This is a genomic window from Streptomyces sp. NBC_01268, assembly GCF_036240795.1.
Classification (GTDB): domain Bacteria; phylum Actinomycetota; class Actinomycetes; order Streptomycetales; family Streptomycetaceae; genus Streptomyces.
This window is the reverse complement of record NZ_CP108454.1, coordinates 2,198,680-2,213,442: the sequence shown is the minus strand read 5'-3', so window position 1 is coordinate 2,213,442 and position 14,763 is coordinate 2,198,680. Positions and strand designations below refer to the sequence as shown.

At 73.9% G+C, this 14,763-nt stretch carries 14 protein-coding genes and 1 pseudogene; 5 read left to right on the top strand and 10 right to left on the bottom strand.

The window, feature by feature from the left end:
- The first annotated feature begins 48 nt into the window (after positions 1 to 48).
- The 3 genes from OG309_RS09655 to OG309_RS09645 all read left to right on the top strand — a co-directional run bounded on the left by OG309_RS09655 (position 49) and on the right by OG309_RS09645 (position 1,876).
- Complete coding sequence (locus OG309_RS09655; protein ID WP_329419768.1) at positions 49 to 438, top strand: VOC family protein; 390 nt, start codon at positions 49 to 51, stop codon at positions 436 to 438.
- Positions 439 to 576: 138 nt separating this feature from the next.
- Positions 577 to 1,122, top strand: coding sequence for a pyridoxamine 5'-phosphate oxidase family protein (locus OG309_RS09650; RefSeq protein ID WP_329419766.1), 546 nt, complete (start codon positions 577 to 579; stop codon positions 1,120 to 1,122).
- Between the two features lie 127 nt (positions 1,123 to 1,249).
- On the top strand, positions 1,250 to 1,876 hold the full coding sequence (locus tag OG309_RS09645; protein ID WP_329419765.1) for a TetR/AcrR family transcriptional regulator: 627 nt from the start codon (positions 1,250 to 1,252) through the stop codon (positions 1,874 to 1,876).
- A 51-nt stretch (positions 1,877 to 1,927) separates the two neighbouring features.
- Here OG309_RS09645 and OG309_RS09640 read toward each other — a convergent pair whose 3' ends face one another.
- From OG309_RS09640 to OG309_RS09595, 9 genes and pseudogenes are all read right to left on the bottom strand, one after another.
- Entirely contained in the window at positions 1,928 to 2,713 is a 786-nt protein-coding gene (locus tag OG309_RS09640; RefSeq protein WP_329419764.1) for an inositol monophosphatase family protein, read from the bottom strand.
- Positions 2,710 to 3,336 (bottom strand): 2'-5' RNA ligase family protein, encoded by a 627-nt coding sequence (locus tag OG309_RS09635; RefSeq protein ID WP_329419763.1) that lies wholly within the window; start codon positions 3,334 to 3,336, stop codon positions 2,710 to 2,712. The genes OG309_RS09640 and OG309_RS09635 overlap by 4 nt, the downstream gene beginning before the upstream one ends.
- Entirely contained in the window at positions 3,333 to 4,190 is an 858-nt protein-coding gene (locus OG309_RS09630; protein ID WP_329419761.1) for a carbohydrate kinase family protein, read from the bottom strand. The genes OG309_RS09635 and OG309_RS09630 overlap by 4 nt, the downstream gene beginning before the upstream one ends.
- On the bottom strand, positions 4,187 to 5,452 hold the full coding sequence (locus OG309_RS09625; protein WP_329419760.1) for a DUF4145 domain-containing protein: 1,266 nt from the start codon (positions 5,450 to 5,452) through the stop codon (positions 4,187 to 4,189). Before OG309_RS09625 ends, OG309_RS09630 begins: the two co-directional genes overlap by 4 nt.
- Positions 5,453 to 5,535: 83 nt before the next feature.
- Positions 5,536 to 6,804: a hypothetical protein gene (locus OG309_RS09620; RefSeq protein ID WP_443067553.1), complete on the bottom strand. Its 1,269-nt coding sequence runs from the start codon at positions 6,802 to 6,804 to the stop codon at positions 5,536 to 5,538.
- A 168-nt stretch (positions 6,805 to 6,972) separates the two neighbouring features.
- Positions 6,973 to 7,869 (bottom strand): tyrosine-protein phosphatase, encoded by an 897-nt coding sequence (locus OG309_RS09615; protein ID WP_329419756.1) that lies wholly within the window; start codon positions 7,867 to 7,869, stop codon positions 6,973 to 6,975.
- A gap of 270 nt (positions 7,870 to 8,139) precedes the next feature.
- Positions 8,140 to 8,217 (bottom strand): annotated as a pseudogene (locus OG309_RS09605) (CoA-transferase); the annotation flags it as partial.
- Positions 8,218 to 8,457: 240 nt separating this feature from the next.
- On the bottom strand, positions 8,458 to 9,987 hold the full coding sequence (locus OG309_RS09600; RefSeq protein ID WP_329419755.1) for an ankyrin repeat domain-containing protein: 1,530 nt from the start codon (positions 9,985 to 9,987) through the stop codon (positions 8,458 to 8,460).
- A 57-nt stretch (positions 9,988 to 10,044) separates the two neighbouring features.
- Positions 10,045 to 10,878 carry a hypothetical protein gene (locus OG309_RS09595; protein WP_329419753.1) on the bottom strand — a complete coding sequence of 278 codons (834 nt, stop codon included), beginning with the start codon at positions 10,876 to 10,878 and terminating at the stop codon, positions 10,045 to 10,047.
- A 175-nt stretch (positions 10,879 to 11,053) separates the two neighbouring features.
- Here OG309_RS09595 and OG309_RS09590 point away from each other — a divergent pair, with 175 nt between their 5' ends.
- Positions 11,054 to 11,836: a S1 family peptidase gene (locus OG309_RS09590; protein WP_329419751.1), complete on the top strand. Its 783-nt coding sequence runs from the start codon at positions 11,054 to 11,056 to the stop codon at positions 11,834 to 11,836.
- 192 nt (positions 11,837 to 12,028) lie between these two features.
- On the opposite strand, the gene OG309_RS09585 is transcribed toward OG309_RS09590, so the two are convergent.
- Positions 12,029 to 13,774, bottom strand: a complete 1,746-nt coding sequence (locus OG309_RS09585; protein ID WP_329419750.1) for a glycoside hydrolase family 35 protein — start codon at positions 13,772 to 13,774, stop codon at positions 12,029 to 12,031.
- A 95-nt stretch (positions 13,775 to 13,869) separates the two neighbouring features.
- On the opposite strand from OG309_RS09585, the gene OG309_RS09580 reads away from it, so the two are divergent.
- Positions 13,870 to 14,757, top strand: coding sequence for a helix-turn-helix domain-containing protein (locus tag OG309_RS09580; protein ID WP_329419748.1), 888 nt, complete (start codon positions 13,870 to 13,872; stop codon positions 14,755 to 14,757).
- The last annotated feature ends 6 nt before the right edge of the window (positions 14,758 to 14,763 follow it).

Sequence of the window (14,763 nt, the reverse complement as noted above, 5' to 3'; positions counted from 1 at the left end):
TGAGAAAACGGATGGTCAGAAGCGTTCCCCGCGGGCGATAGTGACCGGATGAGCTCTCTCGTACGCCACATCACCATCGACTGCGCCGACGCCTACGCCCTGGGCGGCTTCTGGGCCCAGGTCCTCGACTCCAAGCTCTCCGACGACGACCGGCCGGGCGACACCGAAGTACTGGTGGAGTCGCCGGGCGCGGGCCTGCTCTTCATCCAGGTGCCGGAGAAGAAGTCGGTGAAGAACCGGATCCACCTCGACCTCCAGCCGGAGGACCGCACCCGCGAGGAGGAGGTCGAGCGCCTCCTCGCCCTCGGCGCCACCCTCGTCGACGACCAGCGCCGCCCGGACGGCCTGGGGTGGGCGGTCCTGGCCGACCCGGAGGGGAACGAGTTCTGCGTCGAGCGCAGCAAGGGGGAGCGGGCAGCGGCCGAGCACGCGGAGTGACCCGGGACGCCCCAGGTGCAGTCCGGACTGACTCCGGACCCACTCCGGACCCACTCCGGACCCACTCCGGACTGACTCCGGAGTGATTTCGGAGTAATCAGGACAGAGGTTGTCGGGTTTCCGTTGTCTCCTTGAGTCATGGGAGACACCGGAACCACTGCCACCCCGAACGCCGACGCCCCCGAGGCCCCCGCCACCTGGGCCGCCTTCGAGGCCGCCGAGCCCGCCTTCGCCACCACCGTCCGCGAGCGCTTCGGGCAGTACACCCACCACGCCCTCGCGACCCTCCGCAAGGACGGCTCGCCGCGGCTGAGCGGCATCGAGGCGGACTTCCGCGGCGACGAGCTGTGGCTCGGCATGATGCCGCACTCCCGCAAGGCGCTCGACCTCCTGCGCGACCCGCGCTGCTCGCTGCTGGCGAACCCCGGCGAGGGCACCGGCATGGGCGGCGGCGACGTCCGCGTCTCCGGCCGGGCGGTCGAGGTCACCGACCCGCGGACCCTGGAGTGGTACGCGAAGGAGGCCGGCCAGCCCCTGCCGTTCCACCTCTTCCGGGTCGAGCCGACGGAGGTCGTCCGCACCGCGGTCGAGGGCGAGGAGCTCATCCTGCGCACCTGGGTGCCGGGCCGGCCGCTGCGGACGATCCGGCGCGGGAACGACGACGCGCCCGCACGCGAGTCATGAGGCCGAAGGAACCACCCGGGCCGACACCAGGACCGTCGTCGTGCCCCGACCGGCCCCCTGCTCCTCGCGCACGACCGTCGGGCCGGTCCCGGTCGGCAGCCGGCACGCGTGGTACCAGAATGGACGTGTGCCGACGACCAAGACATCCGCCAAGAAGAAGCCCCAGGTGACCGCGTCGCCCGAGCGGCGCCGCGAGCTCCTCGACATCGCCGCCGAGGTGTTCGCCGCCCAGGGCTACAACGCCACCACCGTCCGCAGGATCGCGGATGAGGCCGGCATGCTCGCGGGCAGCCTCTACTACCACTTCGACTCCAAGGAGTCGATGCTCGACGAGATCCTCTCGACCTTCCTGAACGAGCTGTGGGAGGGCTACGACACCGTGCTCGCCGCCGGCCTCGGCCCCCGGGAGACCATCGAGGCCCTCGTCACCGAATCCTTCCGGGAGATCGACCGGCACCGCGCCGCCGTCGCCATCTACCAGAAGGAGTCCCGCCACCTCGTCGACCAGGACCGCTTCCAGTACCTCGCCGACTCGCAGGTCAGGTTCGAGAAGGCCTGGCTCGGCACCCTGGAGCGCGGGGTCGCCGCCGGCGTCTTCCGCCCCGACCTCGACCTCCGGCTCACCTACCGCTTCGTGCGCGACACCGTCTGGGTCGCCGCGTCCTGGTACCGCCCCGGCGGCCGGCACACCCCGGAGGAGATCGCCCGCCAGTACCTGTCGATGGTCCTGGACGGAATCGCCGTACGCGCTTAGCCCCACGGAGCTCCCGGACGCCCTATCGACCGCCCACGGCCCCCGGCCCGGTCAGGGGCCGGCCACGCCGGCCTGCCCCCACCGTTCGAGCAGCTCCCGCGCCGCCCGGCGGCTGCCCGCCGCGAGCACGGGCGAGCCGAAGCCGTAGTCCGCCCCGTCCGCGCCCAGGACCGCCAGACCGCGCTCCCGCACCAGCGGGACTCCCGCCGCCACGTCCCAGGGCTTCGGGCCGACGCAGAGACAGGCGTCGATCCAGCCCTCTGCGACCCCGACGAGGTCCAGGCTCATCGCGCCCTGCAGCCGGATCCGGTAGGCCTCGTCGTACAGCAGTGCCAGCAGGATCCGCGCCCGTGGATCGCCGGAGCCGGTGCCGGTCAGGCCGACGACCGCCCGCCGGATTTCCCGTACGGCCTCGGGCGGCTCGGTGGCGATCGGGTCGGCCGGAACGCTCCCGCCGGCCGACCAGCGGCGGCCGAGCGCAGGTGCGTCGACCACCCCGAGCCGTGGCGATCCGCCCTCCGCGTACGCCAGCGAGATGCCGTACAGCGGCGCGCCGCGGGCGAAGTTCATCGTGCCGTCGACGGGGTCGAGCAGCCAGCACCGGTCCGGCAACGGCCCCCCGGCGAAGCTCTCCTCGCCGATGACCGGGATGTCCGGGGTCCGCCGGCGCAGGAACGCGGAGACCCGGTGCTCGATCTCCACATCGGCGTCGGTGACCTCCTCACCCGAGGGCTTGCGCCGGGCCCGGGCCCAGTCCGCGTCCGCCCCGGCCAGCCAGCGCGCCCCCGCGTCGACAGCCTCACCCGCGACGGCGAGGAGCTCACTCTCCGATGTCACCTCGGGGTCAGCATCCTCTCCTCCAGGATCTCCGCATGAGCGCCGTTCTCGCCCATCACGTAGAAGCTGAAGCGGTCGAAGTCCCAGGTCCCCGGCACGTCCACCCGCTCGGGCGCCGACCGGACCAGCTCCTTGGCCACCGCCTCCTCGGCACGCCCCAACGTGATGTGGGGCGCGTACGCGGGTCCGGTGTACCTGTACCCGTACCGCTCGAAGCTCTCCCGCTCGTCCGGGGTGAACCGAGAGACGTCCTTGGACGGGTCGAACGCCGCCCGGTCCAGATGCGGCTCCAGCGCCTTCAGCGTCGCCTGCTGGATCCTCTCCAGCAGGGCGGGTCGCTCCAGCGAGAGGAACACCCAGCCGGTGGGCTGGTAGACGACCCCGTGCGAAGCCAGGGCGATCCGCTCCGGTGCGTCCACGGTGTCGACTATCCGGTCGAGCTCGGCCGCCGGGTCGAGGGAGTCGAGGAACGGGCCCTGGAACACCGTGACATGGGGCAGGTTGCCCTCCGGGCTCAGCGGCGGCCGCAACACGTGGTCGCCGCCCACCTCCCCCTGGAGGCGAATCGCGGTCGTGCGGTGTTCCGCGCTGGGCAACAGGGCGATGCCGAGCCATCTCGTCACGGCTGAGCTCCAATCTTCGTGATCACGTGCAGTGCGGCGTCGAGCCCTCGGCGCAGGCAGGACGCCGGGTCCTCCCCGCTCAACCAGCCGGCGAGGAAACCCGCGTCGAACGCGTCGCCGCCCCCGGTCCGGTCCACCGGGCGGACGGCCACGGTCGGTTCGGTGACGACCCTGCCGTCCGGCGACGCCCACAGCGCGCCGCTCGGCCCCAGAGTCAGGATCACATGACCGGACAGGGCAGCGGCGTACCTGAGGGCCGTGCCCTCGGGGTCGCCGGGGACCGCGTCGGGCAGGCGGGCGGCCTCGTCCGCGTTCATGAAGTTCAGCGCCCCCCGCCCGAGGGACGCCCCCATGTCCCGCCCGTTCCACTCCACGGAGACGGAACGGCCGGCCTCCCGGGCTAGCGACGCGAGGCGGGCCAGCGCCGGCCGAGGCTCCCCGACGAGGTGGACGTGGTCCACCCCGCGGACGTCGTCCGCGGTGACCGAGGCGATCGCCGCGTCGCGGTCGGCACCGGGGAAGGTCATCATCCGCTTGCCGTCACCGGCGGCCAGGACGATCGCCATGCCGGTCCTCGCGGCGGGCTCGACGTGGATCAGCCCGGTGCCCACCCCGCCCGCCCTCAGGTCTTCCAGGCACACCCGGCCGAGCAGATCGTCGCCCACCGCCGACACCAGCCGCACCTCGCAGCCCTGCCGGGCGAGGCCGAGCGCCGTGTTGGCGGCGGAGCCGCCCGGCTGGGCGCTGTACTCGCCGCCGCGCAGCTTCTCGTGCTCCTCGGGTAGCCGCCCGGCGTGCACGATGATGTCGAAGTTGGTGCCCCCGGCCACGAGCACACGGCGGGGCCGGGTCACGGGCGCCCCAGCCGGTAACTCTCGAACAGGACGTGCCGCACCAGCCGCTCCCTGCTCTCACCGGTGTTCTGCAGCGGGAACGAGGCGTGCGTGACCAGGTCGCGCACCAGTTCCTCGAACCGCGCCTCCTCCGAACTCAGATCGTGGAAGGAACGCATGGACTCCTGGTGCAACTGCTCCGGCGGCACCTTCAGCTCCTCCAGCCAGGTGCGGTTGGCCAGCAGGACGTTCGCGGCCGCGGACCGCAGCTGGGCCTGGGCTTCCGCGGGCAGCATGTCGGAGTTCAGCAGCTCGAAGTACGCGTCGTCCTCCAGGGCGTGCATCCGCAGGTTCTGACCGCCGACCGCCAGGACGTCCCCGTTGAGGTGGAACAGTTCCAGGCCCAGGTGGTGCGGCACGTCGAGGATGCGCACCCCTTTCTCCGCCAGTCCCGCCTCGTCCGTCGAGAACGCCCGCAGGATGTTGTCGAACATGTCGCTGTGCTTGGGCACGGCGATCGTCGCCCCTGCGGGGTCCCGCAGGAACTCCTCGCCCGAGGTGTCTCCCCAGCGCCCGTCCCGGGCGGCGAGGAGGTAGAAGTTGCGGCCGCCCATCGAGTAGCCGACCTGGCCGACGGGGACGACCTGGGAGGCGACCTCCGGGTCCGTCTCCCTCATGCGCAGCAACCGCTGCTCGTTGTAGACGGCGAGGTCCAGCAGGCCCCCGGCGACGTCGGTCACCAGTCTGTCCGACCACGGCATCTGCACATGCACCACGCGATGACGGCGACGTCCGAGGAGTTCGTCGAACCCGCAGCCCAGCAGCACCGCCTTCACGACGATCAGCGTCGAGTCGGCGAGACGGGTCGTCCCCGAACGGTGCTTGATCGCGGACAGCTCGTGCTGGGCCTCGTCCTCCGCGAACGACGCGGTGGTCCTGCCGTACCAGACCGCCAGCTGCGTCAGGGCGTTGAGGCACGGCTGCACGTCCTCGGTGGAGATCTCCTCATCGGCGGCGTCCTGCGCGTGACTGCCGTAGTTGCCGTAGTTCTGGATGGTCCGCACGGCGAGCACGACCTTCTGCGGGACCAGGCCCTTCGCCGTGAGGGTCGTCAACAAGGACTCCAGCGTCGGCTTCGAGCCGACCGCTTGCTGTATGGCGATATCCAACAGGATCGACTCCGCCGCCCTCCGTGCCGTGCTGAGGAAGACCTCCGGGTCCGCCTCCGCGTAGCGCAAAGCCTTCCGGTACAACCGGATCGGCTCCCCCTCGTTCACCGTCACGTCGCCCGTGTCCTCTTCACTGTTTTTCGCGGAAGCTACCAAGGCCGACGGGTGCCCGCCAGCCACTTCTCCGCCTCGTCCGGCTACCGCCGGTCCCCGCTCAGCGAGGCCAGGACGATGCGGCCGTAGCGGGTGGCGAAGGCGCCGGCGGTGGCGACCAGGGCCGCGCCGAGGCCGATCAGCATGTGCGCCGGGCTCTCGTCCCCCAGGACCTGGAGGATGCCCAGGGCGGTGCTGAGGGGGAGGCCGAGGATCGTCAGTACGCCGAGCGCGCCCGCGATCTGCTGGTTGTCCTGTGTCTGCACGAGCCGGCTGTAGTCGGCGGCCTCGGCGAGGATCTCCGCGAAGCGGTCGGCCAGTCGGTACTGCGCCTGGAAGGCGACGAGCAGCTCGTTCGCCGGGCCGTGCGCCGTGAGGTGCTGCCGCCAGTACGTGCTGCGGAAGGCGGCGATGTGGCGCTCCAGCGCGGTCACCCGGCGGGCCAGCCGCCGCCCGTCGAAGACGTTCGACAGGCCCTCGGTGAGCTCGTCGACGTGGTCGCGCTGGATGGTGCCGAGCAGGATCGCGTCCAGGTACACGGTCCGGGAGTGGAGCGCGGCGAACTCGTAGAAGTCCCCGTCGCCGGTGTCCGGGCGATGGCCCAGGAACGCCGCTCCGTGCCGCAGCACCAGCGCGCTCCAGTCCGCCGAGATGCGCACCGTGTCGGCGGTCTGCCGGGGGAACTGCTCCGGCGCGGAGGGGAAGTCCGCGTCGGCGGAGCGGGACGCGAGCGACCACAGCCAGCCGTCGGCCGAGTCCGGCAGCCGCCCGTCGATCCGTAACGCGGCCGTGTGCTCGGTGCGCGGGGTCAGGAAGGCGACGGTGTAGGGGCGGGCGATGGCGAAGGGGCCCTGGGCGGTCATCGGCACCGCGATGCCGGCGAGCAGTACGGCCGGGTCGAGTGGGCCGTCGAGCGGGTCGGGGCCCGCCGTGGGCCGTTGGCCGATGGCCCGCAGGGTCGTCAGCAGCGACGGCCCCTTCACGTCGAGGTGCAGGATGGCGAGGGCGTGCCGCGGGTGCTGTGCGGTGGCGGTGTGCAGGATCTCCATCGCCCGCAGCGTGAGGTCGCCGTGTGCCACGGACGTGAACGTGTGCCAGCGGCACGGACGTTCGGGGGTGCCGTACAGGGCGCGGGCGGCAGCGGGGGTGAAGTAGGTCTGCCGGGTTCCCGCGTCGGTCGTGCGGGCGCCGAGCCGGAGCGGCAGGGGGCCGGTCTCCCACGGGGGCGGAGCAGGCAGCCGTACGGGGAAGACGACCGTGACAAACTGCCGGGCGCCGGTCGCGGTGCTGAGATCGGTACTCAACGGCGGCACTCTCCAGACGCTCGTGCGATCAGGCTTCGCGATCACGCTTCGGTGGGCGCAGAAAGATTAACTGCACGATGGGATCGGTGCGTTGGGGAATTCCGGTCGGTTTGTCGCAGGCCCTGGTGCGGAGGTCCACGGCGGCCCGGGACGGCGGGCCGCCATGCCCCCGCGCCGTCAGTCCACCAACCGCCGCCGCAGTGCCGCCAGGACCGGCAGGTCCAGGCCCAGGCCGTCCGTCAGGTAGTGGTAGACGCTGCCGTAGGCGGTGCGGAGTTCGGCGAGGGCGGCGTCCAGGTAGGGGCGGCTGACTTCCTGGAGGGGGATGATCAGGTCCGGGTTCTGCATCAGGCCGGCCTGGCGGAGACCCTCGCGGACGCGGGCGTCGTTGGCGGCGCGGAAGGTGTTGGAGGCCAGGTAGTCCTCGGTGGCCGTCCGCTCCGGTACGCCGAGGAGGGTGAGGAGCAGCCAGCTGGTCCAGCCCGTGCGGTCCTTGCCCGAGGTGCAGTGGTAGAGGTGGGGGCCCGCGCCCGGGGCGGCCAGTTCGCGCAGGGTCGTGCCGAAGCCTTCGCGGTTGGCGGGGCTGGTGACGAAGGTGCGGTACACCTCGGTCATGAAGGCCGCCGCCCGGCCGCCGCCCAGCATCTGCTCCTGCCGGACCGGGTCGCGCGAGCCGATCGCGGCGAGCAGCTGCCCGTACAGGCCGTTGTCGGTGACGGGGCGGGAGACGAGAACGGGGCCGGCCGGGAGGCGGTCCGTGCCGTCGGACTGGACTTCGAGGGGGATCCGGAAGTCGATCACCCGGGCGAGGCCGAGGCCGCCCAGCACGGTCAGGTCGGCGGCGGTCAGTTTGCCGAGGTGGTCGCCCCGGTAGACCAGGCCGTGCCGGACCCGGGCCCCGTCGTAGGTGAGGTATCCGCCCAGGTCGCGGACGTTGACCGCGCCCTGGAGGGGGACCTGCCGGATGGCGTTCGCGGTGCGGACCCGTGGCCTGGCCAGGACGGGCGGGGCGGTGGCCGCCAGGATGGCGGTGGCGCCGGCGGTGCTCAGCAGTGCGCGTCTGGAGAGGGACATGACTGACTCCGTCGGAGAGAAGGGAGGGTACGGAGCACGTGCGCGGCCCCGGACGCGGTCCGGGTGACGAGTTCCTCGCAGCCGGGCAGGTCCTCGATCACCTCCGCGACCTGTCCGGAGGTCATGACGCCGAGGTCGGTGCGGCCCTCGACCGTGGAAGCCACCAGGGGCACGGGACGGGGCGGGGGCCGGCGACCCGGCCCGTGCCGGTCTGCGCGATCGGGTGCTCGGCGCCGACCGGCTTGGTCGGTGGGGTCCCGATCCCCGTCATCAGGACCGGACCTCGCGGTCCCGCAGGCCCTCGGGGTCGATCACCTCGCGGATCAGTCGCAGCTCCTCGGCGGTGGGCACCCACGTAAGGATCAGCCCCCTTTCCACCAAACGCTTGTTAGGTGACCGTGCTGGGAGGAAGGTAGCAGCCGACGGGGCCGGGCGGGAGGGGCGCCGTCGTCACCCGTGGAAACGGGCGGGGTCGGCGCGGGCGTCGCCCGGGCCCTTCCGTGGGCCCTTCCGTGGGCCGGGACGGGTCGAGGGGGGCGGACAGGCGGCCCGGGCCGACCGGTCCGCCCGCCCCGCCGCCGCCCCCCGTCAGCGCCCGCGCGGCGGCGTCCACTCCAGGCGGGTCCGGGTCCGGGGGTCCGCCACGTGTTCCAGGGCGGCCAGGGCCGTCTCCCGGGCGGGGCCGTCCGGGTCGCCGTCCGCCAGGACGCGCGCCAGTGCCTCTATGGCGCGCGGATCCTGACGGATGGCCAGGCCCCGCGCGGCCTCGGCCGCCGTCTCCGGGTCCGGGTCGGCGAGTCGCGCGGCGAGGGCCTCGCGGACGGCGGGGGTGTCGTCGGGGAGTTCGGCGAGCGCCAGGGTGGCCCAGTCCCGGACCCGGGGCTCGTGGTCCCGGCTCAGCCCGACGAGCACCCCGACCGCCTCGGCGTGGCCCGTGGGCACGAGCCCGGTCAGCGCGGCGGCCGTCTGCCGCCGCACCTCGCCGTCCGGGTGCCCGGCGAGCCCGAGCAGCCCGGGCACGGCACCCGCGTCCGCGCACTGCCCGAGTGCGACGGCGAGGGAGAGGGCGGGCTCGCGGGGGAAGGGTGACCCGGCCCCGGCCGCAGCACCCGCCACGCCCCCCGCGCCCGCCTCCCGCAACTCCGCCCCCACCTCCCGCGCCAGCCCCCGCAACACCGGCAGGGCCCGCGCCGTGTGACCCGGCAGGGCGGCGAGGACCTGGACGCCCAGGGCGCGGCGGAGGGCGTCGGGGGCGGCGCACCAGGTGGTGGCGGTCGTCGCCACGGTGTCGTCGGGGCGGGCGGTGAGCGCGGCGACCGCCGTCGTCCAGGCGTCCTGGGCCGGATCGCCGCAGCGCAGGGCGCGCCCCGCGAGCTCCTCGTGCGGGGTGCGGAGGCCGAGGGCGCCCTCCAGGAGGGTGGCGATGGCCGCGTGGCCGGTCTGGCGTTCGTCGCCGCGGGTCGGCGCGCCGTCCTCGCGCAGCAGCTCGACGATCACGGTCACGCCGCCGTCCTCGGGGACCCGCCGCACCACCGCCTCGTACGTGTCCCCGGCGCCCCCGCCCTCGACGAGCCCGCGCCGCAGCACCGCCGCCATGTCCGCGCCGATCCACCGCCGGGCCTCGTCGAGCGCCTCCGCCCGGCTGCCCGCGCCGTGTTCGAGCAGCGCCCGTACGCACGAGGTGGAGCCGCGCCGGGCGGCGGCCACGAGCGGGGCGAGCCCGTCGGGTCCCGGCCGGTCCGGGGCGGCGCCCGCCTCGAGCAGCTCACGCACCACCTCCGTGTGGCCGAGCCGGATCGCCCAGGCCAGGGCGGTGAAGCCGTAGCCCTCCTCCTGGTCCGGGTCCACGCCCGCGGCCAGCAGCGCCCGCACCACCTCGGCGTGGCCGCCGCAGGCCGCCCCGCACAGCGGCAGGTCGGCGTCGTCCTCGCCGCCGCGCCGGGCCGGGTCCGCTCCGGCGGCGAGCAGCAGCCGGACCGCCACCGGCTGGTTGCCGACGGCCGCGCGGTACAGCGCGGTCTCGGCGTCCTCCCGCGCCTCGGGGTCCGCCCCGGCCCGGAGGGCCCGTACGACCCCGTCGTCGTCCCCGTTCCACAGCGCCTCGAACAACGTGCTCATGCGCCCGACCCTCACCCGAGTCGCCCGAACGGCGCAAATCCATTCCTTGACGTGCGGTCAGGGTGCGCATTCCAGAACGGTGGCGCACACTCCGCACCGGGCCCTGACCCGCCCCCGCGCGGGCGCCACGCGCAGCCGCTGACCGCAGGCCGGGCAGGGGAAGACGCCGTCACCGCCGGCCCGGGCGCGCCGCCGGGCGGCCCAGCCGGCGCCCACGAGCGGAGGGTGCCGCCAGTCGCGGGCGGCCTCCTCCCGGCCCCGGACCCACGCGTCGTACGCCACCGCGCTGGTGAACCACGGGGACGGGTCCTCACCGAAGACCTCGGCCCGCTTGGCGAGGACGTAGCCGAACTCCTCGGGCGTCAGGTAGCCCAGCTTCTGACTGGACATGCCGTCCTGCCGGAACGCGTCGAGCAGCAGCCAGCCCGCGCCGAGGTAGGTGGTGACGACGTCGGTGAGGATCTCGTTCTCGGGCGTCGTGGGGAAGGCGAGCCCGAGGCGGTGCAGCAGGACGTGGGTGATCTCGTGGGCGAGGGCGGCGCCGATGTCCCGGCGATGGGCCGGCCGGGCGAAGCGTTCGTTGAGCTCGACGAAGTACTCCGGACCGGCCGTCAGTTCGACGCCCGCCGCGTGTTCCATCGCGCGGAAGCTCACCACCATCCGGGCGTCGGGCAGCCGCAGGTGCCGGACGAGGGCGCGGGCCGCGGCCTGCGCGCCGAGGTGGAGCCCCTCCGGGTCCTCGACGGCGACGTCGGAGGCGGGCAGGCTCGACTCGTAACGCCGCACGCCGTCGGGGGAGAGACGTCGGTAGAGCGCGCGGATGGCGGCCCGGACCGTGTCGAGGTGCGGGAACCCGTGGACGACACGGGAGACTTCGTCGCTGTGCGGCATCCCGGACCACCCCCTGCCGTCCAGGGTACGGGCGGCGTGGCCGGTGTCCCCGGGCGTCCCCCGCCTGGCCGAAAAGGCCTTCTTGTTGCCCCCGTCGGGCGGTGTCCATAATCCGGACCACGTCTTGACGGGCTCATGCCATCAAGATCAACCCCCCATGAAGGAAGGCAGTCGCATGCAGAAGAACAGTCTGGTCCGCGCGCTGCAGAAGATCGCTGCGGCCGGCGCCGTCGTCCTCGCCGCCGTCAGCCTCCAGCCCACCACCGCCTCGGCCGCGCCCGCGCCGGTCGTCGGCGGCGTCCGCGCCGCCCAGGGCGAGTTCCCCTGGATGGTCCGGCTCTCCATGGGCTGCGGCGGCTCCCTGATCACCCCGCAGGTCGTCCTCACCGCCGCGCACTGCGTGAACGGCTCCGGCCCCAACACGAGCATCACGGCCACCGCCGGGGTCGTCGACCTGCAGTCCAGCAGCGCCATCAAGGTCAGGTCGACCAAGGTCTACCAGGCCCCCGGCTACAACGGCCAGGGCAAGGACTGGGCCCTCATCAAGCTGGCCTCGCCGATCAACAGCCTGCCCAACCTGAAGATCGCCGAGACCACCGCGTACAACAACGGCGACTTCACCGTGGCCGGCTGGGGCGCCGCCACCGAGGGCGGCAGCCAGCAGCGCTACCTGCGCAAGGCGGTCGTCCCGTTCGTCTCGGACGCCTCCTGCCAGTCCGCGTACGGCAGCTCGCTCGTCCCCGCCGAGGAGATCTGCGCCGGGTTCAGCCAGGGCGGCGTCGACACCTGCCAGGGTGACTCCGGCGGCCCGATGTTCCGCAAGGACAACACCAACGCCTGGGTCCAGGTCGGCATCGTGAGCTGGGGCGAGGGCTGCGCCCGCGCCGGCTACCCCGGCGTCTACACCGAGGTCTCGACCTTCGCCTCCGCGATCAAGGCGGCCGCTGCCTCGCTGTAGCGGACGGACGGACACGTGACGCGGGGTGCCCGGGGCGCGAAGCCCCGGGCACCTCCGTGCGTACGGGGCTCCCGAGGGCACCTCCTGCGCGCACGGGTTCTCCCGCACCCCCGCCCGCGCGAGCCGCCCCGGCCGCCCGCGGCTGACCCCCGCGCGAGCCGCCCCGCCGCCCGCGGCGCAACCCCGCGCCCGCTACCCCAGCTCCACCGCGCCCCCCGCCCCGCCCTCCAGCTCCAGCACCCACACCTCGTTCGGGCCCTCCCGCAGCACCGGGCCCGGGACGAACAGCGCGTCCTGCGGGCCGGTGTTCCAGTAGCGGCCCAGACAGAAGCCGTTGACCCAGACGAAGCCGCGGGTCCAGCCCGGCAGGCGCAGGGCCGCGTCACCGGGGGAGGGGACCGTCACCGTGCCGCGGTGGAGCCCCGGGCCGGCGGCCGCAGGGGCCGGGACGAACGGGACCTTGTCCACCGCCGCCGCCTCGAAGGCGTCGAGCCGCAGGCCCCGGGCCCGTACCCCGTGCAGGTACTGCCGCTCGTGCCGGATGCCGCCCGTGACGCCCTTCGGCTCCGCGAGCCGCGGCCCGTAGTTCACCCGGCCCAGGGACTCCACCCACAGCTCGACGACCGCGGGCCCCGCCACCGGCTCCGGCAGCACGGCCTCCTCCGTGTCGAGCACCCCGGCGAAGATCCCGTCCACGTACACCGAGGCCCGGTCGCGCAGCCCCGCCACCGCCAGCGGGTACGGCTGCCGGGGGCCCGGCACCTGCACCCGGTAGCGGACCAGGCCCCGGTCCACGCCCAGCTGTTCGAAGGTCGGCGGCGTCGGGGAGACCGTCTCCGCGCCACCGAGCACCGACAGCACCTCCGCGAGCGGCGCCCACCCGTCCATCGCCCCGGCCGCGGGCGCGCCGATCCGGGTGGGCGGCTGCGGCACCTCGGGCAGCGGCCCCTCCGCGTACGCGGCGAGCACCTCGCGGAAGCGCCAGAACTTCTCCGTCGGCAGCCCCGCCTCGTCGACCGGCGCGTCGTAGTCGTACGAGGTGACCGTCGGCCGCAGCGCGCCCTCGTGCAGCCGCCCGGCCCGGTTCGCCCCCGCCCACCCGGCGAAGCTGGTCCCGCCGTGCGCCATGTAGACGTTGACCGACGCCCCGCACTCCAGGATCTCCCGCAGCGTCGCCGCCGCGTCCGCCGCGTCCCGCCCGACGTGCTCCGTGCCCCAGTGGTCGAACCAGCCGCACCAGAACTCCATGCACATCAGCGGGCCGCCCGGCTGGTGCCGCCGCAGCGTCGCGAACGCCTCCCGCGCCCCCGAGCCGAAGTTCGCCGTCGCGAGCACCCCGGGCACCGAACCGCCCGTCAGCATGTGGTCCTCCGGGCCGTCCGAGGTGAACAGCGGCACCTCCACCCCGCAGGCGAGCAGCAGATCGGCGACCCGCCGCAGATAGCCGGCGTCGGTGCCGTAGCTGCCGTACTCGTTCTCCACCTGCACCAGGACCACCGGACCGCCGCGGCCGATCTGCCGCTCCACCACCTGCGGCAGCAACCGCCGGAACCAGCGCTCCACGTGCGCCAGGTACTCCGCGTCGTCCGTGCGCACCCGCCGCCCCAGCGGCCCGGTCAGCCAGTGCGGCAGGCCGCCGTTCTCCCACTCGGCGCAGATGTACGGGCCGGGGCGCACGATCGCCCACATCCCCGCGTCCGCCACCGCGTCCAGGAACCGCCCGAGCGCGTCCACGTCCCCGTAGCGGCCGGGCTCCGGCTCGTACAGGTTCCACGGCACGTACGTCTCGACGCAGTTGAGGCCCATCGCCCGCAGCATGCCGAGCCGGTGCGCCCACTGTTCCTCGTGCACCCGGAAGTAGTGCAGCGCCCCCGAAAGCAGCCGCACGGGCCGCCCGTCGAGAAGAAAGTCCTCGTCACCCACCACGAACTCGCTCATGCGCCTCACCTTCACCCTCTGGCGGCGGACCGGTCCATGGACAAAGATCGTCGCAGTTTGGACCCTTCGACGGGCGCTGAGGAGGCTGCCGCGCGATGTACCACACCTGGATGCGCTACTTCACGCCCGGACCCGTCCACCACCGCCTCGGTCTGGTCTGCCTCGGCGTCGGACTCCAGCACGGCACGCTGCCCACCGTCGGCCCGCGCACCCTCGACCACCACGTCGCCGTCCTCGTCAGCTCGGGCGGCGGCTGGTACCGGGGCCCCGACGGGCGCCGCACCACCGTCACCGCCCCCGCCGTCATCTGGCTCACCCCCGGCGTGCCCCACCACTACGCCGCCGACCCCGGCACCGGCTGGGACGAGTCCTTCGTCGACTTCACCGGGCCCGCCACCGCCACCTACACCGAGCTCGGCTACATCGAACCCGACCGGCCCGTCGTCCCCCTCGCCGACGCCGCCCCCGCCCGCGCCGCGATCGGGCGCATCGCCCGCGCCGCCCGCCCCGGCAACCCCTTCCTGGAGGTCGAGACCGGCGCCGCCGTCCACGAGCTCCTCGTCGCCCTGCGCCGCTCCCGCGCCGACACCAACGCCGACGGCGACCCCGTCCTCACCGCCCTCGCCCGCGACGCCTTCAGCCGCCTCACCGTCGCCGAACACGCCGCCCGGCACGGCATGACCGCCGCCGAGCTGCGCACCGCCGTCCGCCGCGCCGCCGGCTGCAGCCCCAAGGACTACCTGCTCACCGTCCGCCTCGGCCGCGCCAAGGAACTCCTCGCCGGGACCGACCTCCCGGTCGCCGCCGTCGCCCGCCGGGTCGGCTACGACGACCCCGCCTACTTCTCCCGCCTGTTCACCCGCCGTGTCGGCACCGCCCCCATCCGCTTCCGCGAACAACAGGGCAGAAGCGTCCCGGGCGGCTGGAGCACCACCGTTCCGGATCCCGAACACCCGCCCACGATCCTGCCGAGATCCGGATAAGGTCGC

Coding starts and splice junctions, on each gene's coding strand:
- OG309_RS09655 (WP_329419768.1), top strand. CDS start 49: ATGAGCTCTCTCGTACGCCACATCACCATCGACTGCGCCGACGCCTAC.
- OG309_RS09650 (WP_329419766.1), top strand. CDS start 577: ATGGGAGACACCGGAACCACTGCCACCCCGAACGCCGACGCCCCCGAG.
- OG309_RS09615 (WP_329419756.1), bottom strand. CDS start 7,869: ATGTCCCTCTCCAGACGCGCACTGCTGAGCACCGCCGGCGCCACCGCC.
- OG309_RS09600 (WP_329419755.1), bottom strand. CDS start 9,987: ATGAGCACGTTGTTCGAGGCGCTGTGGAACGGGGACGACGACGGGGTC.
- OG309_RS09595 (WP_329419753.1), bottom strand. CDS start 10,878: ATGCCGCACAGCGACGAAGTCTCCCGTGTCGTCCACGGGTTCCCGCAC.
- OG309_RS09590 (WP_329419751.1), top strand. CDS start 11,054: ATGCAGAAGAACAGTCTGGTCCGCGCGCTGCAGAAGATCGCTGCGGCC.
- OG309_RS09585 (WP_329419750.1), bottom strand. CDS start 13,774: ATGAGCGAGTTCGTGGTGGGTGACGAGGACTTTCTTCTCGACGGGCGG.
- OG309_RS09580 (WP_329419748.1), top strand. CDS start 13,870: ATGTACCACACCTGGATGCGCTACTTCACGCCCGGACCCGTCCACCAC.